We start from the raw sequence: 23256 nt of genomic DNA, 5'->3' as shown, positions 1-23256 counted from the left end.
ATATCTTCTTATCCATGGATATTATGAGGTTTAAATCAGATTTCGTTAAATTGAACCTGTTACTTTTTCTATCAATTCTGCTTGGAAATTCATGCGGCTCATAAGCTGCTCAACCATCTGTCTTTTTCGGCTTGTATTGTTATTAGTAATAACCCAAAAAGGACTTTGTGGAATAGCTTTAGGCTTAGTCGTGTTGCCGTTTGCTAGCAACGTCGCTTCGTTATCTGCAAAGTAAACGCGCTTACGGCCTTTTACTTGAGTTGCTTCTGAAAAGCTTAAAGGGTCGATTTTATGCAGTGTTGATAACACAAGCATGAAACGATCAATGGCTTTCTTTAGTGATGCAAACTCATCTGATATTAGTAGTGAGCGCATTTCTTTAACGCCATCGAACTTCTCTGGAGTAAAGCCTACCTCTTTGCTAACAACGATACCTTTTGGCTCAACGATCTCTTCGATCGGAGCCATGCCTTGGCTATCAACCTGTAACAAGCGGCGCAGAATATCTGAAGCGCTTTCGCCAATACGTTCTGTCTGACCCGCAATAAAACGGTATAGGTCCTCATCAACCTCAATTGTTTTCATTCGCTTTTCACAATCTCAATGTTTAAACTCTGGGGGATTATAGCGAGATCCGCGCGGATACTCTACGTCAAACCCACCATGAATAAGATAAAAATGTCAGTACAGCTCAACTATAAAATTGAAGGTGAGGGTCACACCATTGTTTTGATCCATGGATTATTCGGTAATCTGGACAACCTTGGCTTGCTCGCTAGGGATCTAAAAGCCGATCATCAGGTACTTAGTATCGATCTCCGCAACCACGGTCAATCCTTCCATAGTGACACTCATAACTATCAAGCGATGGCACAAGACGTGGCTCAACTGCTGCATGATCTTAAGTCAGAAGACGTCACTGTGATTGGTCACTCGATGGGTGGCAAAGTAGCGATGGCACTGACACAACATCTTGCGCTGCATAAATTGATTGTCTTGGATATGGCTCCGGTCGCGTACACTCAGAGTCGCCACGACAACGTATTCGCAGGCCTGCAAGCCGTGATAGAAGAAGAGCCGACTTCACGCTCAGATGCACTCAAGGTTCTCGCAAAACATATCGAGATCGATGGCGTTCGCCAGTTTTTAACCAAATCTTTGTTCAAAACAGAGCAAGGCATCATGGAATGGCGCTTCAATGTTGCTTCGTTATTGAGCAACTACCCACATATTATTGGTTGGGAACCGATCGAGAAAACCTCGGTCAAAACCTTGCTCATTAAAGGTGGGGATTCAGATTACCTCACCGCAGAACATCAAGCAGCCGTTCAGCAGCAATTTTCTAACGCAAAAGCGCATGTCATTGCCAACACAGGTCACTGGCTGCATGCTGAAAAACCAGCAGAAGTACTTAGAGCAATTAGAAAATTCATCGCTTAACTGCGCTTTTTCGTGCAGATAAATGAGAGCTGTGTAATTACTGCAGATTAACTTTATCTCACAACAGTGATATAGTGCGCCCAAGCAAAATTGGTATATAAGGTTCCCATGCTTTACGACTACATGAACATCATCGAATCTGTTGGTTTAGATCTCCTGTTTGCCGCGATTTTCTTTTTAATCGGTATGGCAATTAAGGACGTTCTCAAGCAGGGAAATGTTCCTCCATTTGGTCGTCGCATCGTATGGTTAGTACTTTTCCTTGGCTGTGCGGGTTTTATCGCCAAAGGGATAATCCAACTAAGCTGGGAAGGAACTGGGATCTAACGATTCTCTTCCGAACTTTATTACACCGACAACAGACAAAATGAAAGGTAATGATTCTATGGCAAGTGTAGGTCTCTTCTTTGGTAGCGATACAGGTAACACTGAAGCTGTTGCTAAGATGATTCAAAAGCAATTGAGCAAACAGCTCGTTCACGTTCAAGACATTGCAAAAAGCAGCAAAGAAGATATCGATAACTTCGATCTACTGCTGCTTGGTATCCCTACGTGGTACTACGGCGAAGCACAATGTGATTGGGATGACTTTTTCCCAGAGCTAGAAGCTATTGATTTCTCAACTAAGCTTGTTGCTATCTTTGGTTGTGGCGACCAAGAAGATTACGCAGAATACTTCTGTGATGCTATGGGTACTATCCGTGACATCGTTGAAGCGAAAGGCGGTACTATCCTAGGTCACACATCAACTGAAGGCTACGAATTCGAAGCATCGAAAGGTTTAGTTGAAGGCGATGACAGCCAATTCGTTGGTCTATGTATCGATGAAGACCGTCAACCTGAGCTAACTGATGAGCGCGTATCTAACTGGGTTAAACAAATCCACGAAGAGATGTGCCTAGCAGAGCTAGAAGACTAATTCTCTAGTGGTTGTTAATTGTTACAGTTAATAACCATTATGTAGATATGAAAAAACCTCCTTATAGGAGGTTTTTTGCTATTTAAAATCTATTAATTAGCACTCAGCCTCTAATGCTTCATCATCATCTCTAAATTGCGGCTTCTTTCTTACATAGAGGGTGCGTTGAATTTCTGAAACCACATTACCCTGCTTATCTTTCACGTGAATAATAAATTCGGGGAAGCACTTTTCACCGAGTTGCGTCTGACGATAGATATCGTCAAGCTGCCCTTGCCTTATCTCAAAATCTGCATACAAGTCCGATTGCCCCGGCTTGATGAAGTTAATGCTCGCTTCTTTATCCCAAACATAATATCGTTCACCTAAAATTCCCATTAACATCAATGAGTAAACGGGATCGGTAAGAGAAAAGATACTGCCGCCATATTGAGTACGATTGGCGTTCTTATTCCACCAGCGTAGCTTAAGTACTGTCTTAACAACCCTAAAGTCAGTGCTAATGTGGGCTATTCGAATACCCGCTCCCCAAAAGGGAGGCCAAATATTAAGAGCAAATTTTACAATGTTGGGTTTATATATTTTTGCGAGTTGCTTATTCATAACAACATTCCATGTTCATATCAGAAACACCGTCACCTTGACTGGTCGTACCTCCACTATAAGTGAGATACTTCCAATTTACAAAACAGATTGTGATGTCAGTAAGTAACCCTTTGAAGTTCGTGGTTTATTGTTATGCCTGACTAAACTATAATGGTATTAATATTGAATTCTGTTAATTGCTGCAGATCATCAACAGGAAAGTATATGTCAGACAATAATCAAGCGCTAAAAGATGCAGGTCTTAAAGTGACCCTTCCACGGCTCAAAATTTTAGAAGTATTACAACAGCCAGACTGCCAACATATTAGTGCTGAAGATTTATATAAGAAGCTGATCGACCTAGGTGAAGAAATCGGTCTTGCAACCGTTTATCGAGTACTTAACCAATTCGATGACGCTGGCATTGTAACTCGTCACCACTTCGAAGGCGGCAAGTCTGTATTTGAACTTTCTACACAGCACCACCACGACCACCTTGTATGTTTAGATTGTGGCGAAGTGATCGAATTCTCTGATGACATCATCGAAGAAAGACAGAAAGAGATTGCTCAGCGTTACAACGTGCAACTAACAAACCACAGTTTGTACTTGTACGGCAAAAGCATTAACGGAGATTGCAAAGGCAATCCAGACGCGCATAAAGCGAAGTAGTAATACAGAACGCTGGCTTAGGCCGGCGTTTTTTATATAGGGCATCATAAAGTATCCATGAAAAGAATCCCGCTAGTTAAGGCTTTTACTTTAATTGAGATGTTGGTTGTTGTAGTGATTATTGCAGTGCTTGCTATTGTTGCCCTTCCCCGTTTTCTTAACATTCAAACCGATGGCCGTATCGCTCTGTTTGACGCTGCTCAATCTCAATTTCAAACTGCGATCACGTTTGCTCACAGTAAATGGCTGGTCAGCGGCGGCGGCAACGCTGAAATGAATGACATGCCAGGTTTTGGGGAAGACGGAGACGGCAATGCTCAATTGGACATAAATGACGTCGGCTATCCACTCGGCGTCGATAAAGGCAACCCTATGGGGCAGCCTTACAACATAGGTCAAGGTGACCAAGGGTGTGTGTCAATATGGAATGCCATTATGACAACCGACCTGACCGCTACTACAGACCCGAACCAGTCCAACAATTTTGATTTTATTACCCGCCGTCAAAACCATAGTTTTGTTGCCAAAGACGGTACTCCTCAAAACAAACTCGCGCTTTGCTACTTCATCTACACTGGAGTCGATTTCGACAGCGATCCTGGTAATGCAGGTTATGTTTTCTGGTACAACTCACGCACGGGTGAAGTAACCCAACAAGACCCTAATAATCCCTAAAACTCTGGCTCTAGTGCTTAAAACGCTAGTTGGTCACTAGAAACACCTTGGTAATCAAATTTAAGACACAAAAAAACCGGCTCTAAGCCGGTTTTTTATTGGGTCGTTTTTAACAAACTAAATACTCAAGCATTAAGCTTCAGTTTTACCCCATGTGTCACGTAGACCAACCGTGCGGTTGAAGACTAGTGCATCTGCTTTAGAGTCTTTCGAATCCACACAGAAGTAACCTGTACGTTCAAACTGGTACGCTTGCTCTGCCACACCTTCTGCTAAGCTAGGTTCAACAAAACCATTTAGCGTAACAAGAGATTCAGGGTTTAGCGTTGCAGCGAAGTCATCAGCAGCGGCTGGGTTTGGCACTGTGAATAGACGATCGTACAAACGAATCTCAGCAGGCAGTGCTTTATCAGCAGATACCCAGTGGATAACGCCTTTCACTTTGCGGCCATCTGCAGGGTTCTTACCCAATGTTTCATTGTCGTAAGAACAGAAGATAGTCGTAATGTTGCCTTCTGCATCTTTTTCGATACGTTCAGCTTTGATCACGTAAGCACCACGCAGGCGAACTTCTTTACCTAGAACCAAACGCTTGTACTTTTTGTTTGCTTCTTCACGGAAGTCGTCACGTTCGATCCAAACTTCGCGTGTAAATGGTACTTCACGAGTGCCCATTTCTGGCTTGTTTGGGTGATTTGCAACCGTTAACGTTTCTACTGTATCTGCTTCGTAGTTTTCGATAACGATCTTAACTGGATCCAGAACAGCCATTGCACGAGGTGCATTTTCGTTCAGATCATCACGGATGCAAGATTCAAGTGAACCGAACTCAATCATGTTCTCTTGCTTAGTTACACCAATACGCTTACAGAATTCACGAATCGAGCTTGAAGTAAAACCACGACGACGTAGGCCAGAAATAGTAGGCATGCGTGGGTCATCCCAACCTTGAACTAGGTTTTCAACCACAAGTTGGTTCAGCTTACGCTTAGACATCACTGTATATTCAAGATTCAGGCGGCTAAACTCGTACTGACGAGGTTGGCAGTCAATCGTGATGTTATCTAGAACCCAATCGTACAAACGACGGTTATCTTGGAATTCAAGCGTACAGATAGAGTGCGTAATACCTTCCAACGCATCAGAGATACAGTGAGTAAAGTCGTACATTGGGTAAATGCACCACTTGTCAGCCGTTTGATGGTGGTGAGCAAAACGAACACGGTAGATAACAGGATCGCGCATAACCATGAACGAAGAGCTCATGTCGATCTTAGCACGTAGACACGCTTTACCTTCTTCGAAGCCACCGTCACGCATTTTTTCAAACAACGCTAGGTTCTCTTCTGGGCTGCGGTCACGGTATGGGCTCGCTTTACCTGGCTCTTTTAGCGTGCCACGGTACTCACGGATTTGATCAGGACTTAGCTCGTCAACATACGCTAAGCCTTTATTAATTAATTCCACAGCATAAGCGTAAAGCGTATCGAAGTAGTTTGATGAGTAGCAAATATCACCAGACCATTCGAAGCCTAACCAGCTTACATCATTCTTAATTGACTCAACGTATTCAACGTCTTCTTTTTCAGGGTTTGTATCATCGAAACGAAGATTACATTGTCCCTGGTAGTCCTGAGCAATACCAAAGTTCAAGCAAATAGATTTAGCGTGACCAATGTGCAGGTAGCCATTTGGCTCCGGCGGGAAACGAGTATGCACGCTACTGTGTGTACCATCCGCTAAATCTTTATCAATAATTTGGCGAATGAAATTCGATGGACGAGCCTCAGCTTCACTCATCTATAGCACCTCTATGTATTTAGTATTGTCAGAGAAAGTTATCTTTCGTCCCCAAGAAAACGGTCGCTTATGGCGCCAGTCAAAGATAGAAAGATCATTGTTGCTAATCATCCACAATTCTTAGCCTTTGCACAATAAGAACCGTCCGTTAATTGCGATTATTTCTGCTATTCGATGAAGAATAGAACGAACCGTGTTCGCTGGTCTTAAACTGCAGGCACAAAAAAGCCTCCCGTGTGGGAGGCTTTCAATTTGACACTTACTTAAGAGTAACTTTACGTCTTAATTAAGTACTTCCCTTACTGTGGAAGTTTTACATCAGATAGGTCTTCGCCTGCACCAATAGCTTTCATTTCGCCAGCTACGATTTCAGCTAGTGGGCCTAGGATAACCTGTAGGTTGTTTTCACCTAGTTTAACCACACCTTTAGCACCAAGTTTCTTAAGAACAACTTCATCTGCAACAGAGCGGTCTTTAAGAGTTAGACGTAGACGAGTGATACAAGCGTCGATTGAAGTTAGGTTGTCGTGACCACCTAGAGCTTTCAGGTATTGACGTGCAAGGTCGCCCTTTGGTGCTTCGCCAGCAGGAGCTGCAACAGCTTCGTCATCATCTTCACGACCTGGCGATTTCAAGTTGAAAGCGCGGATTGCGAAAGAGAAAGTGAAGAAGTATAGAGCACCGAAGCCAAGACCGATTAGTAGTAGTACGAATGGTTTAGTTGCTAGACCCCAGTTCAATACGAAGTCGATAAGACCAGCAGAGAAACCGAAACCGTGCAGAGTACCAAACATGTTAGCAACTACTAGAGACAAACCTGTAAATACAGCGTGCATTGCGTATAGAGCAGGAGCTAGGAATACGAACATGAATTCTAGCGGCTCTGTGATACCTGTTAGGAATGAACAGAATGCAACTGAGAATAGTGCGCCACCAACTTGGCTACGTTTTTCAGCAGGAGCAGCTAGGTACATTGCAAGTGCAGCACCTGGTAGACCGAACATCATTACTGGGAAGAAACCGTTCATGAATACGCCAGCGCCTTTATCGCCGCCGAAGAAACGGTGTAGGTCGCCAGATTTAACTGTTTCAGTTACTTCTTTAACAGTTGCAACAATTTCTGGGTTAACTGAGTTAGCAAATTCAAATGTGTACTCTTGACCAACAACTAAAGTTTTAGCTAGTGCAGGGTCAACACAAAGTTGAGAGAAGCCTTCTGCAGCAACTACGATCTCTTGACAAGAGCCCATACCGAACCAGAAGTACGAGTTCAGTACATGGTGTAGACCTACTGGGATAAGTGCACGGTTAAGAGTACCGTAAACAAATTGACCGATAGCGCCAGACGTTGAAACTGCGTGAGCAAGTGCATCTAGACCAGATTGAACAGCAGGCCATACAACACCAAAGATTGCGCCAGCAACTAGAGCAAATAGACCAGCCATAATAGGAACTAGACGTTTGCCAGAGAAGAATGCTAGCCACTCTGGAAGACGAGTCGCGTGGAATGCATTGTAAGAGTGACCTGCGATGATACCTGCAAAGATACCGCCGAAGAATGACATATTTACACTAGCATCGATGTTTGTTGCGGTTGCTGTCAGAACAAAGTAAGCAACTGCACCAGCAAGACCTGCTGCGCCGTTACCGTCTTTAGAAAGACCAATAGCTATACCCAAACCAAACAATAATGGTAGTTGACTGAAGATTGCGTTACCAGCAGATGCCATGAATGCGATATCGAGTAAGTCTGGTTGACCCAGACGTAGCAGCAATGCCGCAATCGGAAGCGTTGCGATTGGTAGCATTAACGCCTTACCAAGCTTCTGCGCATATCCTAGAATATTCACCAGTTGTTTCCCCCTATAGGATTTTTTAGAATTCGTTTGAGAAACTTATTTTAGTCGCTCAATTTAGTCCTATTCAGTGTATTCAATTAATTTTGCTCCGCAAATTAAAACCTTACCATTTGTGATCCTAATCACCAGTTTTTACCAAATCCAGAGGTTTTTGCTAGCGAGATCATAAAACTTATTTTATCATTAAAAAAAACGAACATTTATGGATAAAATCCAAATCTAATCATTAGGCAAAAAGATGGTAACTCCGGGCTTATAGAGCACCGTGAATAATCATTATTGATGGACCTAAATGTATAATAAAAATCAATTGTTCATATGTTTTTCAACAACTTAAATCGCTTCTCATTTTGAAGCCGTTTGCCCATAAAAGATAAATCGTTACGTAAATGATGCTCGCAAACTAAGTCCGCATTTAGGTAACGAACGAATTTAAAAGATCTCACGAAATAAGGATTAGCTGACTATGTACGCGCTAAGTAACTGTAAAATTTACACTGGTAGTGATGTTCTAACCGATCATGCTGTTGTAATCGAAAACGAACTGATCAAAAAAGTCTGTCCTATCTCTGAATTGCCAGAAGGAATCGAGCTTCGCGACCTAGACGGAGCAAACCTAAGCCCAGGTTTCATTGACCTACAACTGAATGGTTGTGGCGGTGTAATGCTTAACGATGAGATCACTGCAGAAACCATGCAGATCATGCACAAAGCAAACCTGAAATCTGGCTGTACTAGCTTCCTACCAACGCTTATCACCTCTTCAGACGAAGATATGCGTGCGGTTATTACGGCAGCTCGTGAATACCATAACCAGTACCAAAACCAATCTTTAGGTCTGCACCTTGAAGGCCCTTACCTAAACGTTGCGAAAAAAGGCATCCATAGCGTCGATCACATTCGTAAATCTGACAACGAAATGATTGAGCTTATCTGTGAGAACCGTGACCTTGTTGCAAAAGTAACATTGGCTCCAGAGCTTAACGACCCTGAACACATCGAACGCCTGCACAAAGCTGGCGTTGTCGTTTCTATCGGCCACACCAACGCAACTTACGCAGAAGCGCGTCAAGGTTTCGAATCTGGTATCACGTTCGCCACTCACCTGTTCAATGCAATGACGCCGATGGTTGGTCGTGAGCCTGGCGTTGTTGGCGCGATTTACGATACTCCTGAGGTTTACGCTGGCATTATTGCCGACGGCTTCCACGTTGATTACGCAAACATCAGAATTGCGCATAAAATCAAGGGAGAAAAGTTGGTATTAGTGACGGATGCCACAGCTCCTGCAGGTGCTGACATGGAATACTTTATTTTTGTCGGTAAGAAAGTATATTACCGTGATGGTAAGTGTGTTGATGAAAACGGCACACTGGGCGGCTCAGCTCTGACTATGATTGAAGCAGTTCAGAATACAGTTGAGCACGCTGGTATCGCTTTAGACGAAGCTCTTCGCATGGCTACGCTATACCCAGCTACGGCTATCGGTGTAGAAAGCAAGCTAGGTCGAATCAAAAAAGGCATGGTTGCAAACCTAGCTGTATTTGACCGAGACTTTAACGTTAAAGCGACTGTTGTTAACGGACAATACGAGCACAATTAAGTATGAATGGCGGACAAATAGGTAACGTAGACTTAGTTAAACAACTAAACAGTGCGGCGGTATACCGACTTATAGACCAACAGGGGCCTATCAGTCGTATACAAGTGGCTGATGTAAGCCAACTCGCACCGGCAAGTGTTACAAAAATTACCCGCCAACTTTTAGAGCGCGGCCTAATTAAAGAGGTTGCGCAGCAAGCGTCTACTGGCGGTAGACGCGCTATCTCCCTAACCACAGAAGTAGAGCCTTTTCATTCTGTTGCTGTGCGTTTGGGTCGAGACTACATTCAAATAAGCCTGCATGACCTTGGTGGTCGTGAATTGGCTTTCCAACAGCAAGACCTGAATTATTCAGACCAATCAGACCTTACCCAAGGCTTGGTCAATAACCTCAAAGCTTTCATTGCTGAGCATCAACCAAAGATCGATCAACTGATTGCTATTGGTGTCACGCTTCCAGGCTTGGTTAACCCAACGACCGGTGTTGTTGAGTACATGCCGAATACCGACATCGATAACCTCGCATTAAGCGACATTATTCGCGATACATTCCATGTTGCTTGTTTTGTTGGTAACGATGTTCGTGGAATGGCGCTTGCTGAGCACTACTTCGGTGCAAGTAAAGATAGCCAAGATTCTATTTTGGTCAGTGTTCACCGTGGTACAGGTGCAGGTATTATCGTTAATGGTCAGGTTTTCCTAGGTCATAACCGTAATGTGGGTGAAATTGGTCATATCCAAATTGATCCGCTAGGCGAGCAATGCCAATGTGGTAACTTCGGCTGTCTTGAAACAGTAGCGGCAAACCCAGCTATCGTTGAACGCGTGCAGAAGCTGATTAAACAAGGCTATGAGTCTTCTTTAACAGAGCTTGAGCATATTACGATTCAAGACGTTTGTGACCACGCGATTAATGGTGATGAGCTAGCCAAGCAAAGCTTAGTTCGAGTAGGAAACCAGTTAGGTAAGGCTATCGCGATGACGATTAACTTATTTAACCCTCAAAAAGTTATCATTGCTGGTGATATTACCAAGGCACAAGAGATTGTTTTTCCTGCAATTAAGCGCAATGTAGAGAATCAGTCGTTAACGACTTTCCATAGCGGCTTGCCTATTGTAGCATCACAGATCGATAAACATCCTACGATGGGAGCTTTTGCTATGATTAAGCGCGCCATGCTTAACGGCGTGTTACTGCAGAAGCTTCTCGAAGACTAGAGAAAACAATTCTGATTTTCCGCGGGCCGTGTTTGTATAAACACGGCCCGTTTTTTTAAGCTAGGGAACTACAACAACAAGTTATGGAACTTATATTAATATCCACTGCGTTTATCGCAGGATTTATTGCTTTAAAGTGTCACCTTCCCCCATTAGTTGGTTTTTTGGTTGCAGGCTTTGGGCTTTTTGCCTTTGGCTTTGAAACCAATGACACCATCATTACTTTAGCTGACCTTGGTGTCACGCTGCTTCTATTTACTATCGGCTTAAAGCTCGATATCAAAACCCTACTCTCTAAAGAGATCTGGGCTGGCGCGACAATCCACAACCTTTTGTCCACTCTGTTTTTCGCCGTCGCCCTGTTTGGCTTTAAGTTCTTAGGTATTTCATCGCTAGCTGCCATGTCGGTAGAACAGATCGTTCTGCTCGGTTTTGCTCTTTCATTCTCTAGTACTGTATTTGCGGTTAAGACTCTGCAAGAGAAAGGCGAAATGAATGCGACCTACGGAACGTTAGCGATTGGTATCTTGGTCATGCAGGATATCTTCGCCGTAGTATTCTTAACGGCTTCTACGGGCAAAATACCTGAGTGGTATGCAATTGCTCTGTTTGCCCTACCCTTATTACGCCCACTGTTCTACAAAGTGCTCGATTGGGTTGGTCACGGTGAGATGCTGGTTCTTTCCGGCATCTTCTTCGCATTAGTCGTCGGTGCTGGTTTATTCCATTTGGTTGGTGTGAAACCAGATTTGGGGGCTCTTGTTCTAGGTATGTTACTTGCTGGTCACCCAAAAGCCTCAGAATTATCAAAGTCGCTGTTTAACCTTAAAGAACTTTTCCTTGTCTGTTTCTTCTTGAATATTGGTCTGTCAGAGCAACCAACCATTCAAGGCTTTATGCTCGCAATCTTGTTCTTGCTGATGCTGCCTGTGAAAGGTGTTCTCTACTTCTTGGTACTCAACCGCTTCAAGTTCCGTGTTCGAACGTCTCTACTTGCCTCGCTATCACTGTTTAACTATAGCGAGTTTGGCCTCATCGTTGGTGGTCTCGCCTTCAAGATGGGGTGGATGTCGGGTGATATCTTAGTTGCCGTTGCCATTGCAGTTTCACTGTCTTTTCTAATCGCTGCTCCTTTAAACCGAGCTGGTCATAAGCTTTATCAGCAGTCAGGTAAATGGCTAAAAGAGCATGCGTCAGAAAAGCTTCACCGACGTGATAAGCGAATTGACCCTGGTCGTGCCCAAGTGCTTATTCTAGGTATGGGCCGAATTGGTACCGGTGCTTATGACGAATTACGTACTCGCTATGGCAAGGTCAGCCTAGGTGTAGAAGTGCGTGAAGAAGCCGCGCACAACCACAGAAGCCAAGGCAGAAACGTGATTTCTGGCGACGCGACTGACCCAGATTTCTGGGAGCGAATTCTAGATACAGCAAACGTAAAGCTGGTGATTTTGGCAATGCCTCACCACCAAGGTAATCAAACCGCTTTAGAACAATTAAAGTCACGTAACTTTAAAGGCCAAATTGCGGCTATTGCTGAATATCCCGATCAACTCGAAACACTGAAAGAGAATGGCGTTGATGCGGCATTTAACATTTACAGCGAGGCTGGTAGTGGTTTTGCTCGCCACGTTTGCGAACAGTTAAATCCAAATATCAATAAAATCTAGTATTAGACAGTGTTCAACTAAACCTCTCAAAACTGCCTATTTTTCGCACTTTTGAGAGGTTTTTGTTTAAAAAACCAACCGCAATTAAACATCACACACCAAAAGCACATAAAAATTAGATAATTTCTAACAGAACACCCTTTATATTATTTTTTTGCTCACATCCGGTTGCTTTTTTTAGCCAGAATGGCAAATTGAATGCAGTTGATTTGGAAATTATTTAAAAGGAAGTTCTATGTGTTCAGTATTTGGCATTCTCGACATTAAAAGTGATGCCGCAGCACTTCGCCCTATTGCTTTAGAAATGTCTAAGAAGCTTCGTCACCGTGGTCCAGACTGGTCTGGTATCTATGCTGGTGAAAAAGCAATCCTTGCTCATGAACGTCTTGCTATTGTTGGCTTGAACAGTGGTGCTCAACCACTATACAGTCAAGACAAAAAGCACATTCTTGCAGTAAACGGTGAAATTTATAACCACAAAGAACTTCGTGCACGCTATGAAGATAAGTACCAGTTCCAGACTGATTCTGACTGTGAAGTTATCCTAGCGCTATACCAAGAGATGGGTGCAGACCTTCTAGAAGAGCTTAACGGTATTTTCGCATTCGTTTTATACGACGAAGAGAAAGACGAGTACCTAGTGGGCCGCGACCATATTGGTATCATCCCGCTTTACCAAGGTTACGATGAGCACGGCAACTACTACGTGGCTTCAGAGATGAAAGCATTGGTTGAAGTATGTAAGACGATCAGTGAATTCCCTCCAGGTAGCTTCTACTCTTCGAAAGATGCTGAACCTCAACGCTACTACATCCGCGATTGGAACGAGTACGCTGCGGTACAAGGCAACAGCACAAGCAAAGAAGAACTGACTGAAGCGCTAGAAGCAGCCGTTAAACGTCAACTAATGACTGACGTTCCTTACGGTGTACTTCTATCTGGTGGCCTGGATTCATCAATTACTTCAGCAGTTGCAAAACGCTTTGCGGCAATGCGTATCGAAGATGATGAGCAATCTGAAGCTTGGTGGCCACAACTGCACTCGTTCGCTGTTGGTCTTGAAGGCGCACCAGACCTTATCGCTGCTCGTGAAGTTGCGGACAAGATCGGAACTGTGCACCATGAGATGACTTACACTATTCAGGAAGGCCTAGACGCAATCCGTGACGTTATCTACCATATCGAAACTTACGATGTAACGACGATTCGTGCATCAACGCCAATGTACTTGCTGGCTCGTAAGATCAAAGCGATGGGCATCAAGATGGTACTTTCAGGTGAAGGTGCTGATGAAATCTTTGGTGGTTACCTGTACTTCCATAAAGCGCCAAACGCGAAAGAGTTCCACGAAGAGACAGTACGTAAACTGCTTGCTCTAAGCATGTTCGACTGTGCTCGTGCAAACAAATCGCTAGCGGCATGGGGTGTTGAAGGCCGTGTACCATTCTTGGATAAAGAGTTCATCGATGTCGCAATGCGTCTGAACCCTGAAGATAAGATGTGCGGTAACGGTAAGATGGAGAAACACATCCTGCGTGAGTGTTTTGAAGACTACCTACCAGATTCAATCGCATGGCGTCAAAAAGAGCAGTTCTCTGATGGTGTTGGCTACGATTGGATTGATACATTGAAAGCAACGGCTGAAGCAAAAGTAACGGATCAACAAATGGAAGCTGCTAAGTTCCGTTTCCCTTACAACACGCCAACAACCAAAGAAGGTTATGCTTACCGTGAAATCTTTGAGGAGCTATTCCCTCTAGAATCTGCGGCAGAGTGTGTACCTGGTGGTCCTTCAGTTGCTTGTTCATCAGCGAAAGCGATTGAGTGGGATGAGTCATTCAAAAACTGTGTCGACCCATCAGGCCGTGCAGTACAAGCCGTTCACAACGATGCTTACAACGCTTAGAGCGTTTTGAACAAATCCTAAAGACTAAAAAAGGCGCATTATGCGCCTTTTGTTTTAAGCCTATTTTTATTACTGCAGTTATGCGCGAGCTTGTAGTGCTTCGTTCTCAATACTGATTGGAATGACTTGGCTGATCATTTTCACCAGCATAATCGATCGAGCCTCACCGTCTTTCTGATCGAAAATAGCTTCAACCCCAGCAAATTGGCCACTCTGAATCTTAACTACCTGTCCAGATTCAAACTCAACACAACAATCTTCCACTTCGTTACTGCAGCACTTCTCAAACTCTTTAAGTTCAAACACCAAGTCTCCTTGGACCTCGTGCGGCAGTGAACCGAACTTAATAAAGTCCACAACGCCACGTGTTGAACGAACGGTCGTGAAGCTAGGACCTTGCTCATAGTCGAAGCGAACAAAGATGTAAGACGGAAACAGCGGTTCTTTGACCTGCTTTTCTTTCCCTCTCACCACCTTTTCGACTTCTATTTGAGGGTAAAAGCACTCTACCCCCTGATTCTCTAAGTGCTGCTGAGCGCGTTTTTGATCACCACGCTTACAGTAAAGCAAATACCAACGTTTCATTTGACTAGCCATTTTATATTTTTAGATATTTTACCACATGCCTAAAACGGTTAAATCACCATTAATAAAATGAATCGTTGCTAACGAAAAATAATGCGTAGCAGACCAATTTATCAACAAAAAGTTATAGGTGTCGGAGTGGTTAAGCATTGTACAGAGATCATTTAGAGATCAAAAGACTCATTGTTGTAAGCATATGTATGCCCCACCTAATGCGCATGCCACTCCCTTAAAACTCAAAATGATACACCAGAGCAATATATCTAAAGATTTTAATTCAACACAACTTTAATGAAGGTTATTAACCAACCAACTCAAATCTGGAAAATTAGTTTGCAGCACATCTAAAATGGGCAACATTAAAAATAAAGATATTTAATATCAACATCTTAGTTAAACCAAGTTGTCGTGACCATAAAATAAGTCTATTGCAGACTTTTATCCCACTGTGTATACATGAATGACTATAAAATCTTTTAATACCTAAAATTAGTAAAACTTATGCCAAGCAACCACAACATCTTTGGCCACCCTAGAGGCCTATTTCTACTTTTTAGCACAGAGCTATGGGAACGTTTCTCTTACTATGCGATGCGTGCCATCCTTGTCTTATTTTTGACTGACACTACCCTCAACGGTGGACTGGGTTGGTCAACGAAAGACGCACTCGATCTCTACGGTATTTACACCGGCTTAGTCTACATCACACCATTAATTGGTGGCTGGATTGCCGATAACTACCTAGGTCAGCGTAAATCAATTATGATTGGCGGTGTATTGATGGCACTTGGCCAATTTACAATGGCTCTACCTAACGGCTTCATCGGTTTAGACCAAGTGAACGCGCTGTACCTTGGTTTAGCTCTGCTAATCAGTGGTAACGGTATGTTTAAGCCGAACATCTCAACCATGGTTGGCGATCTGTACCAAGAAGGCGATAACCGCCGTGACGGTGCTTTCACCATTTTCTACATGGGCATCAACTTAGGTGCGCTGCTTGGTGGCTTAATTTCAGGTGCTGCTGTCGATTCATTCGGTTGGAAAGCAGGTTTCCTAGCCGCTGGTATTGGTATGGTTATTAGCTTGATCATGCAAGTGACAATGGCTCAGTCTTGGTTGGGCAACATCGGTTCTGTACCTGCTGCTGCAAGAGCGAAAGCACTAAACAAATCTAAAGAAAAAGCGCCACTGACCAAAGAAGAGTTCGACAGACTAAAAGTGATTCTTATCATGGGTCTGTTCGTGATTGTTTTCTGGGCGGGCTTTGAACAAGCTGGCGGCCTAATGAACATCTACACTCAACAATATACTGACCGTATGATTGGTGGCTTTGAAGTTCCTGCTGCGTGGTTCCAATCTTTGAACCCATTCTTCATCATTACACTTGCTCCAATCATTGCTGCGTTCTGGGTGAAACTGGGTAAGCGTGAACCCAACTCTCCTGTTAAGTTTGCAATGGCATTGTTCTTCTTAGCACTGGGCTTTGTGTGCATGATGGGCGCGGTAATGGAGCAAGGCGGTGACCTAACCGTGAAAACATCAATGCTATGGCTAGTCGGTGCTTTCTTCTTCCATACCCTTGGTGAGCTTTGTCTATCGCCTATTGGCCTGTCGTTGGTCACTAAGTTAGCTCCGCTTCGCCTAGCATCATTGATGATGGGTGCATGGTTTGGCTTCAATGCGGTGGCAAACTACGTGGCAGGCCTGGTCGGTTCTCACGTTGGTGAGCTTGGTGCTATGTCAATCTTCAGTGGTATTGCTATCACAGCAACGGTGAGTGCCATATTACTGCTGCTTTGTGCTGGTAAGCTTGTATCATGGATGCACGGTGTAGAAACCAACATGACGCTTGAAGCAGAACCAAAAGCAGAAACTTCGGTCGCTTAATAGCTAGATCGATTTCAAGAAGAAACATCAAGATCAAAAAGGGCTGCTCAATGAGCAGCCCTTTTGTTATCTATTCAATCGCCATATCAGTTAGCGATGAAGCGCCACTAGTTCAGCCATCATGTCGATGTGTGAGTCTCTGTCGTTCAGACACATAATGTAGCTAAAGTCTGAGCCACCAGCTTCGATGAAAGTCTCTTTACACTGGTCTGAAATCTCTTCCAATGTTTCCAAGCAATCCACCGAGAATGCAGGCGCCATGATATCGATCTTCTTGATGCCTTTGTTTGGCAGTGATTCAAGCGTCTCATCAGTGTATGGCTTCAACCACTCCTCTCGACCAAATCGAGATTGGTAGGTCATGGTGATGTCTTCTTCAGATAAACCTAGCTCTGCTGCAAGCAGTTTTGTCGTTGCTTCACAGTGCTGTGGATAGATATCGCCTTCATCAGCTAAGCGCTTCGGAATGCCGTGGAACGAACAAACCAAGTGATCAGCTCTGCCATTTTGATCCCAATGACTGCGAACGCTTTCAGCCAGTGCTTTGGCATAGCTCGGGTGTGAATAGTAATCGCGAATAAAGCGATAGCTTGGGATGACAGGCATCTGCTTAAAAGCTTTGGTTAAGCCATCAGAAACAGCCGCTGTCGTTGTACCTGAGTACTGAGGGTACAAAGGCAATACAATAACGTCTTCAACGCCCTGCTCCATCAGTTGTTCGATACCCGTCTTAAGGCTTGGGTTACCATAGGTCATTCCCAATGCAACCGGCATCTCTAATTTTTTCTCTAGCTTTTCCGCTTGTCTCTGCGAGTAAACGAGCAAAGGTGATCCATCATCCATCCAAACCGACTGATATAGCTTCGCAACCTTAGGTGAACGAATAGGAAGAATCACCCCATGCAGAATAGGACACCAAAGCCAACGAGTTAGGTTTACTACTCGCTTGTCGTGCAAGAACTCACTCAAAAATCGACGAACGCCAGCGGGGGTCGCAGAATCTGGCGTACCTAAATTCACCAGTAAAACGCCCTGCTTTTTATTATTTTCCATAGATACCTGAGACCAATATGTGATTTTCTGGAAAGTAATATACTAATCTGCATAAGTTTAAGATCATTGCTTCCCACTAAATGTCTGAATAATCATTCTTTAAACGGGATATCACAACATCTACTTTCGATTGTGAGCCACCTTCATCAAAAACGGTTTCGTCTTGAACGATGTGTAATCGAATTATCTAGATTGGTATCGTACTAAAAATTGAAACAAAAAAAGCGACCCTTAAGGTCGCTTCCAATATATCAAATTCTAAAACTGGCTGTTAGCCAATTATGCTAGTGCTTTCTCAAGTTCTGCACTAACTTCAGCAACTTGCTTAGTACCGTCAAACTTAAGGTACTGAGTGTTGCCTGCTTCAGCTTCTTTACCGTAGTAAGAGATTAGCGGAGCTGTTTGATCGTGGTATACACCTAGACGTGCACGAACTGTTTCTTCTTTGTCGTCATCACGTACAACTAGCTCTTCGCCAGTTACGTCATCTTTACCTTCTTCTTTAGGCGGGTTGTACACAGTGTGATATGTACGGCCTGAAGGAAGGTGAGCACGACGACCAGCCATACGCTCAACAATCACATCGTCAGCTACGTCGAATTCAACAACGTAATCAACAGCGATGCCCATTTCTTTTAGGCCATCAGCTTGTGGGATTGTGCGTGGGAAACCGTCTAGTAGGAAACCTTTCTCACAGTCATCTTGAGCGATACGCTCTTTGATAAGACCAAGGATAATTTCATCAGAAACTAGCTGACCAGCGTCGATTACTGATTTTGCTTGCTTACCAAGCTCAGTACCCGCTTTGATAGCAGCACGTAGCATGTCACCAGTTGAAATTTGAGGGATACCAAATTTGTTCATGATGAAGTTAGCTTGAGTACCTTTACCCGCGCCAGGAGCACCTAGAAGAATGATGCGCATGTTTAATCCTCTTATAAAATTATGATTTATACCGAAGCTCACTATCCCTCCATTCTTGCTCATTTTTAGGATGAACAGAAAGCGTTAAGTAACCATTGAGGCTAAGCAAAACTGTGAACAGAAGCAAAACGGTAAGTTTCGGTATAACGTTTAAAAATCATACAACTGGAGATAGTAGCTTCCTAGCCCCAGCTGATTAGGTCGAGCATTCTATCACATTAATATTCAATTTGGCTGAATTTACGACTAAAGAATGCATCGACAACATTTGTTGTGACGATAACGGTGACGTCGACCACGTTAGGTCAATTTTCAACGACGTTCATAAAAAAAAGCCCGCATTTGCGAGCTTTTTATTGTAATTGTTGGCTTAACCTAAAGTCGAAAGACTAACGCTTTGTTAGTAGCTCGTTGATTGCACCCAAGAATTGTGACGGATCTTCCATTGAGCCCTTTTCAGCCAGCATCGCTTGACCAAGTAGCAACTCAACCCAACGACCAAACGCTTGCTCGTCTGCTTCGTCAGCCATCTGTTTAACCAGTGCGTGCTCAGGGTTAATCTCGAAGATGTACTTCACTTCCGGTGCCGCTTGACCCGCAGCTTCAAGAAGCTTCGCCATTTGCGTGCCCATTTCGAAGTCGTCAGTCACAACAACCGCAGGTGTCGTTGCTAGCTTGAAGGTCGTACGAACTTCTTTAACACGACCACCTAGGTAAGATTGAGTACGCTCAACAACAGATTTGAACTCTTCTTCTGTCTCTTTTTGCTTCTCTTTCTCTTCTTCACCTTCAAACTTGCTTAGGTCTAAGCCTGCTTTAGTGATCGATTGGAACTGTTTACCGTCGAAGTCAGTCAGGTAGTTCATTACGTACTCATCAATACGATCGTACATTAGAACCACTTCAATACCTTTAGCTTTGAACTGCTCCAAGTGTGGGCTGTTCTTAGCGGCAGCGTAGCTATCTGCTGTCAGGTAGTAAATCTTATCTTGGCCTTCTTTCATGCGCTCAACGTAAGATTCTAGGCTGATGGTTTGTTCAGCAGAATCCACTTCCGTTGACGAGAAACGAAGTAGACCAGCGATCTTCTCTTTGTTCGCCATATCTTCAGCCGGGCCTTCTTTCAATACTAGGCCGAACTCTTTCCAAAACTCTAGGTACTTATCATTGTCATTCTTCGCCATGCGCTCAAGCATAGTCAGTACACGCTTGGTACATGCGCCACGAAGAGACTGAGTTACCTTGTTGTCTTGCAGGATTTCACGAGACACGTTCAATGGCAGATCGTTTGAGTCAATCAAGCCACGAACGAAACGCATGTAAGATGGCATGAACTGCTCTGCGTCATCCATGATGAATACACGCTGCACGTAAAGTTTCAAGCCACTCTTGTGGTCACGGTTCATCATGTCCCAAGGTGCTTTCGCTGGGATGTAAAGCAGGCTTGTGTAATCGTTCTTACCTTCAACCTTGTTGTGGCTCCAGGTTAGTGGATCAGCAAAGTCGTGAGATACGTGCTTGTAAAACTCTTGGTACTCTTCTTTGTCGATATCAGATTTGTTGCGAGTCCAAAGCGCTTGCGCCTTATTGATCTGTTCCCAATGTTTCTCTTCGGTGTCTTTACCTTCGTCATCTTTCACTGCTGTGAAGATAGAAACAGGAATACCGATGTGGTCAGAATATTTACCAATCACTTCACGCAGACGCCACTCATTTAAGAACTCTTTACCGTCTTCACGCATGTGCAGAACGATGTCAGTACCACGAGACTCTTTAGTGATGTCTTCGATTGTGTAATCGCCTTCACCTGCAGAGTGCCACTGAACAGCTTCATTGTTCGGCAGGCCAGCTGCACGTGTGCGAACCGTTACCGCATCTGCGACGATGAATGCAGAATAGAAACCCACACCAAATTGACCAATCAGTTGAGAGTCTTTGCTTTGGTCTTCAGACAGCTTTGAGAAAAAATCTGCAGTGCCTGACTTAGCAATCGTACCTAAATGCTCAATAACGTTGTCGCGGCTCATACCGATACCGTTATCAGAAATGGTTAACGTGTTTGCTTCCGCGTTGAAAGAAAGTTTTACACCTAGATCTGCATCACCTTGGTAAAGGTCACCGTTCGATAGAGCTTGAAAACGAAGCTTATCAGCCGCGTCAGATGCGTTAGAGATCAGCTCACGTAGAAAGATTTCTTTATTTGAATACAGTGAGTGAATCATTAGATGAAGTAGTTGTTTTACTTCAGATTGAAAGCCACGAGTCTCTTTATTTTGCGTTGCCGTTTCGCTCATTTTTACTCCAAAACATCTATACTTTATGTTGAATAATCATAGGGGCGTAACACTTGATGCCACTCTTCTGTTCATTAACATGAGGATGACAAATGTAAATTCAAGGTCAAAAATCATAAAAACACTGTTTTTTTTATCTGTTTTTATTATCCTTGAGCCTGATAAATATAAAAGAACATAAAATAAGCCATGATTTGGTGAAGAATTAACGGAACTTCACCTGAGATTTGTCTATTTCGCCCCCCAAAACAATCCAAAATAGAAGAATTCAATGAGTAATATCGGCACAAAGTTTATTCTCGCACAACGGTTCGTATTCGACCCAAACAGCAATTCACTTGTCGATCAAATGAGCGACGGTGAAGTCGTACGTCTTGGTAGCAATGAAAGCCGCATTCTCTTGATGCTGTCAGAAAGGCCTAATGAAGTTATCACTCGTAATGAATTGCATGAGTATGTTTGGCGAGACCAAGGCTTTGAGGTGGATGACTCAAGCTTAACGCAAGCCGTATCGACTCTGAGAAAGATGCTCAAAGACTCGACTAAATCTCCTGAATTCGTAAAGACAGTACCGAAGCGCGGTTACCAATTTATTGCGACCGTTGAGCGCTCTGCGCCACTGTCATCAAATGATCAGCCAGTAGCCGCTGAAATTGCAGAAAATGACGTTGAACCTATCCTAACGTTTGCAACGCCTGCAGCGACTGAACAAGCAATCACTGACACATTTGAACCTGAGCCAATTACAAAAGCTCAACAAACTAAAGTGGCAGTAGAACCAGCAACCGCTCCTGTTGTAGCTCCGGCTAAAAGCACCAATAAATGGTTAACATTTTGGTTACTGCTTGCCGCTTTCATCATGCCGATTCTCGTTTTAACGTTTACTACCCCGGTGGAGTCCGAGTTCACGGTTTTGACTGAAGTGGATGGTGTAAAGGTTCAATCACCGGTTAACCACCCAGACCTCAGCAGTTGGCTGCCAGCAATAGAAAAGTGTGTATTAAGTTACAACACGAGTCACACTGGTGTGTTAAAGCCGGCTGAAGTGATCGCTACAGGAGGACAAACCAATAACCTTGCCCTCAATTACATTCACCCGCAAGATTACTCGAGCGAAAATGTAACCCTAAGAATTTACGCAAACCAGTCGGATGTAAACGACATTTGTAACGGTGGTAAGTAACATGAAATTAAAAGTATCGATTATCTTACTGGTTCTATCGGCATTTTTGAGTGGTTGGCTATATTGGAGCAGCAATGCAAAAGTAGAGCGCTTGCTCACTCAGCATGAATGGCAGTCGAGAATGGTGACGCTGATTAGCGATAACAAGCAAGCTGACTCAATAGGCCCACTTCGTAGAGTTGAACTATCATCGAATGCGAAATACCTACCAAATGGTACATATTTAAGAATGTCAGTGGTTAGACTTTACGGTAATCAAACTGAGCCTGCGAATGTCATCAACATCTCTGAAACGGGTCAGTGGGATATTAACGATAACTACTTACTGATTTCGCCAACGGAGTTTAAAGATGTGACCTCGGCTCAGCGCCAAGACTTTTCAGAAGAACAGCTAGAGCTGATCACTCAAGTCATTAAGATGGACGCAGAGCAAAGCCGCCGCATAGATATTGTTAACCCGAAGGCACTGCTACTGACTAGCTTAAATCATGGTTCTACCGTATTGTTTTCAAACTAAGATTGGATCGCTATTTACTGTTTATGAATAGCTGAATACCATGAAACGGTAAACCAATAGAAAAAAGGGGCATGAAGCCCCTTTTTTGTTAGCCGTTGGTATCAAATTACGGATGTAGCATTTTAAGGATTAACCATGAAAACGGAACAACCTAATCTGGCGCCAGCGAAAGAGACAGCAACAAAAGCCACAATCGCGATACACTATTGCCGTCAATGCAATTGGATGCTTCGCTCTAGTTGGTTATGCCAAGAGCTACTGCATACCTTCAGCGAAGAAATTGAACAAGTGAGCTTACACCCAGACACAGGAGGCAGGTTCGAAATCTTTTGTAATGGTGTGCAGATTTGGGAAAGAAAAGCAGATGACGGTTTTCCAGAGGCGAAAGTTCTGAAGCAAAGAGTACGAAACATCATTGCTCCAGACAGAGATCTCGGCCACGTGGACTCAAAATAAGCCCTTTTACG

The 23256-nt window shown here is 43.7% G+C and carries 21 protein-coding genes; 13 read left to right on the top strand and 8 right to left on the bottom strand.

Features of this window, described 5'->3' with window-relative positions; all coding sequences use genetic code 11:
* Positions 1 to 45: 45 nt before the first annotated feature.
* Entirely contained in the window at positions 46 to 585 is a 540-nt protein-coding gene (seqA, locus tag AB4161_RS12350; protein ID WP_017061953.1) for a replication initiation negative regulator SeqA, read from the bottom strand.
* A gap of 93 nt (positions 586 to 678) precedes the next feature.
* Here seqA and AB4161_RS12345 point away from each other — a divergent pair, with 93 nt between their 5' ends.
* The 3 genes from AB4161_RS12345 (at position 679) to fldA (ending at position 2359) form a co-directional block, all read left to right on the top strand.
* Positions 679 to 1440, top strand: coding sequence for an alpha/beta fold hydrolase (locus AB4161_RS12345; RefSeq protein WP_017061954.1), 762 nt, complete (start codon positions 679 to 681; stop codon positions 1438 to 1440).
* A 108-nt stretch (positions 1441 to 1548) separates the two neighbouring features.
* The gene (locus tag AB4161_RS12340) at positions 1549 to 1767 is read left to right on the top strand and encodes a DUF2788 domain-containing protein (protein ID WP_004737900.1); all 219 of its coding nucleotides are present in this window, start codon (positions 1549 to 1551) and stop codon (positions 1765 to 1767) included.
* Between the two features lie 58 nt (positions 1768 to 1825).
* Positions 1826 to 2359, top strand: a complete 534-nt coding sequence (fldA, locus tag AB4161_RS12335; RefSeq protein WP_010436745.1) for a flavodoxin FldA — start codon at positions 1826 to 1828, stop codon at positions 2357 to 2359.
* Positions 2360 to 2455: 96 nt separating this feature from the next.
* Here fldA and AB4161_RS12330 read toward each other — a convergent pair whose 3' ends face one another.
* Positions 2456 to 2962, bottom strand: coding sequence for a DUF4442 domain-containing protein (locus AB4161_RS12330; protein ID WP_017061955.1), 507 nt, complete (start codon positions 2960 to 2962; stop codon positions 2456 to 2458).
* Positions 2963 to 3169: 207 nt separating this feature from the next.
* Here AB4161_RS12330 and fcrX point away from each other — a divergent pair, with 207 nt between their 5' ends.
* Positions 3170 to 3616 (top strand): ferric iron uptake transcriptional regulator FcrX, encoded by a 447-nt coding sequence (fcrX, locus tag AB4161_RS12325; protein WP_017061956.1) that lies wholly within the window; start codon positions 3170 to 3172, stop codon positions 3614 to 3616.
* A gap of 57 nt (positions 3617 to 3673) precedes the next feature.
* Entirely contained in the window at positions 3674 to 4291 is a 618-nt protein-coding gene (locus tag AB4161_RS12320; RefSeq protein WP_032547229.1) for a prepilin-type N-terminal cleavage/methylation domain-containing protein, read from the top strand.
* A 132-nt stretch (positions 4292 to 4423) separates the two neighbouring features.
* Here AB4161_RS12320 and glnS read toward each other — a convergent pair whose 3' ends face one another.
* Both glnS and nagE read right to left on the bottom strand, forming a co-directional pair.
* Positions 4424 to 6091: a glutamine--tRNA ligase gene (glnS, locus tag AB4161_RS12315; protein ID WP_017063407.1), complete on the bottom strand. Its 1668-nt coding sequence runs from the start codon at positions 6089 to 6091 to the stop codon at positions 4424 to 4426.
* A gap of 299 nt (positions 6092 to 6390) precedes the next feature.
* Positions 6391 to 7941: an N-acetylglucosamine-specific PTS transporter subunit IIBC gene (gene nagE / locus AB4161_RS12310; RefSeq protein WP_032545860.1), complete on the bottom strand. Its 1551-nt coding sequence runs from the start codon at positions 7939 to 7941 to the stop codon at positions 6391 to 6393.
* A gap of 475 nt (positions 7942 to 8416) precedes the next feature.
* Here nagE and nagA point away from each other — a divergent pair, with 475 nt between their 5' ends.
* The 4 genes from nagA (at position 8417) to asnB (ending at position 14346) form a co-directional block, all read left to right on the top strand.
* Positions 8417 to 9553: an N-acetylglucosamine-6-phosphate deacetylase gene (gene nagA, locus AB4161_RS12305; RefSeq protein WP_017062193.1), complete on the top strand. Its 1137-nt coding sequence runs from the start codon at positions 8417 to 8419 to the stop codon at positions 9551 to 9553.
* Positions 9554 to 9555: 2 nt separating this feature from the next.
* Complete coding sequence (locus AB4161_RS12300; RefSeq protein WP_017062194.1) at positions 9556 to 10770, top strand: ROK family protein; 1215 nt, start codon at positions 9556 to 9558, stop codon at positions 10768 to 10770.
* An 83-nt stretch (positions 10771 to 10853) separates the two neighbouring features.
* Positions 10854 to 12440, top strand: a complete 1587-nt coding sequence (locus AB4161_RS12295) for a cation:proton antiporter family protein (RefSeq protein ID WP_017062195.1) — start codon at positions 10854 to 10856, stop codon at positions 12438 to 12440.
* 235 nt (positions 12441 to 12675) lie between these two features.
* Positions 12676 to 14346 carry an asparagine synthase B gene (asnB, locus tag AB4161_RS12290; protein ID WP_017062196.1) on the top strand — a complete coding sequence of 557 codons (1671 nt, stop codon included), beginning with the start codon at positions 12676 to 12678 and terminating at the stop codon, positions 14344 to 14346.
* A 78-nt stretch (positions 14347 to 14424) separates the two neighbouring features.
* On the opposite strand, the gene rfaH is transcribed toward asnB, so the two are convergent.
* The gene (gene rfaH / locus AB4161_RS12285) at positions 14425 to 14931 is read right to left on the bottom strand and encodes a transcription/translation regulatory transformer protein RfaH (protein ID WP_372083396.1); all 507 of its coding nucleotides are present in this window, start codon (positions 14929 to 14931) and stop codon (positions 14425 to 14427) included.
* Between the two features lie 501 nt (positions 14932 to 15432).
* Here rfaH and AB4161_RS12280 point away from each other — a divergent pair.
* The gene (locus AB4161_RS12280) at positions 15433 to 16818 is read left to right on the top strand and encodes a peptide MFS transporter (protein WP_102393253.1); all 1386 of its coding nucleotides are present in this window, start codon (positions 15433 to 15435) and stop codon (positions 16816 to 16818) included.
* A 90-nt stretch (positions 16819 to 16908) separates the two neighbouring features.
* Here the strand turns inward: AB4161_RS12280 and hemH are convergent, their stop codons facing one another.
* From hemH to htpG, 3 genes are all read right to left on the bottom strand, one after another.
* Complete coding sequence (gene hemH / locus AB4161_RS12275; protein WP_137001204.1) at positions 16909 to 17871, bottom strand: ferrochelatase; 963 nt, start codon at positions 17869 to 17871, stop codon at positions 16909 to 16911.
* 279 nt (positions 17872 to 18150) lie between these two features.
* On the bottom strand, positions 18151 to 18795 hold the full coding sequence (gene adk, locus AB4161_RS12270; protein WP_048660860.1) for an adenylate kinase: 645 nt from the start codon (positions 18793 to 18795) through the stop codon (positions 18151 to 18153).
* Between the two features lie 389 nt (positions 18796 to 19184).
* Complete coding sequence (htpG, locus tag AB4161_RS12265) at positions 19185 to 21089, bottom strand: molecular chaperone HtpG (protein ID WP_372083395.1); 1905 nt, start codon at positions 21087 to 21089, stop codon at positions 19185 to 19187.
* A 271-nt stretch (positions 21090 to 21360) separates the two neighbouring features.
* Between htpG and AB4161_RS12260 the strand changes: the two genes are divergently transcribed.
* From AB4161_RS12260 to AB4161_RS12250, 3 genes are all read left to right on the top strand, one after another.
* On the top strand, positions 21361 to 22272 hold the full coding sequence (locus tag AB4161_RS12260) for a transcriptional regulator (RefSeq protein WP_372083394.1): 912 nt from the start codon (positions 21361 to 21363) through the stop codon (positions 22270 to 22272).
* Position 22273: 1 nt separating this feature from the next.
* Positions 22274 to 22789 carry a regulatory protein ToxS gene (locus AB4161_RS12255; RefSeq protein WP_102393250.1) on the top strand — a complete coding sequence of 172 codons (516 nt, stop codon included), beginning with the start codon at positions 22274 to 22276 and terminating at the stop codon, positions 22787 to 22789.
* A gap of 135 nt (positions 22790 to 22924) precedes the next feature.
* A complete protein-coding gene (locus AB4161_RS12250; protein WP_017062204.1) occupies positions 22925 to 23245 on the top strand; it encodes a SelT/SelW/SelH family protein in 321 nt (106 codons plus the stop codon).
* Positions 23246 to 23256 lie beyond the last annotated feature (11 nt).

Origin of the sequence: Vibrio sp. 10N.286.51.E5, from assembly GCF_041469125.1 — a bacterium.
Classification (GTDB): Bacteria; Pseudomonadota; Gammaproteobacteria; order Enterobacterales; family Vibrionaceae; genus Vibrio; species Vibrio crassostreae_C.
Note: the sequence above shows the minus strand (reverse complement) of the source record. Positions and strands in the feature narration are given on the sequence as shown.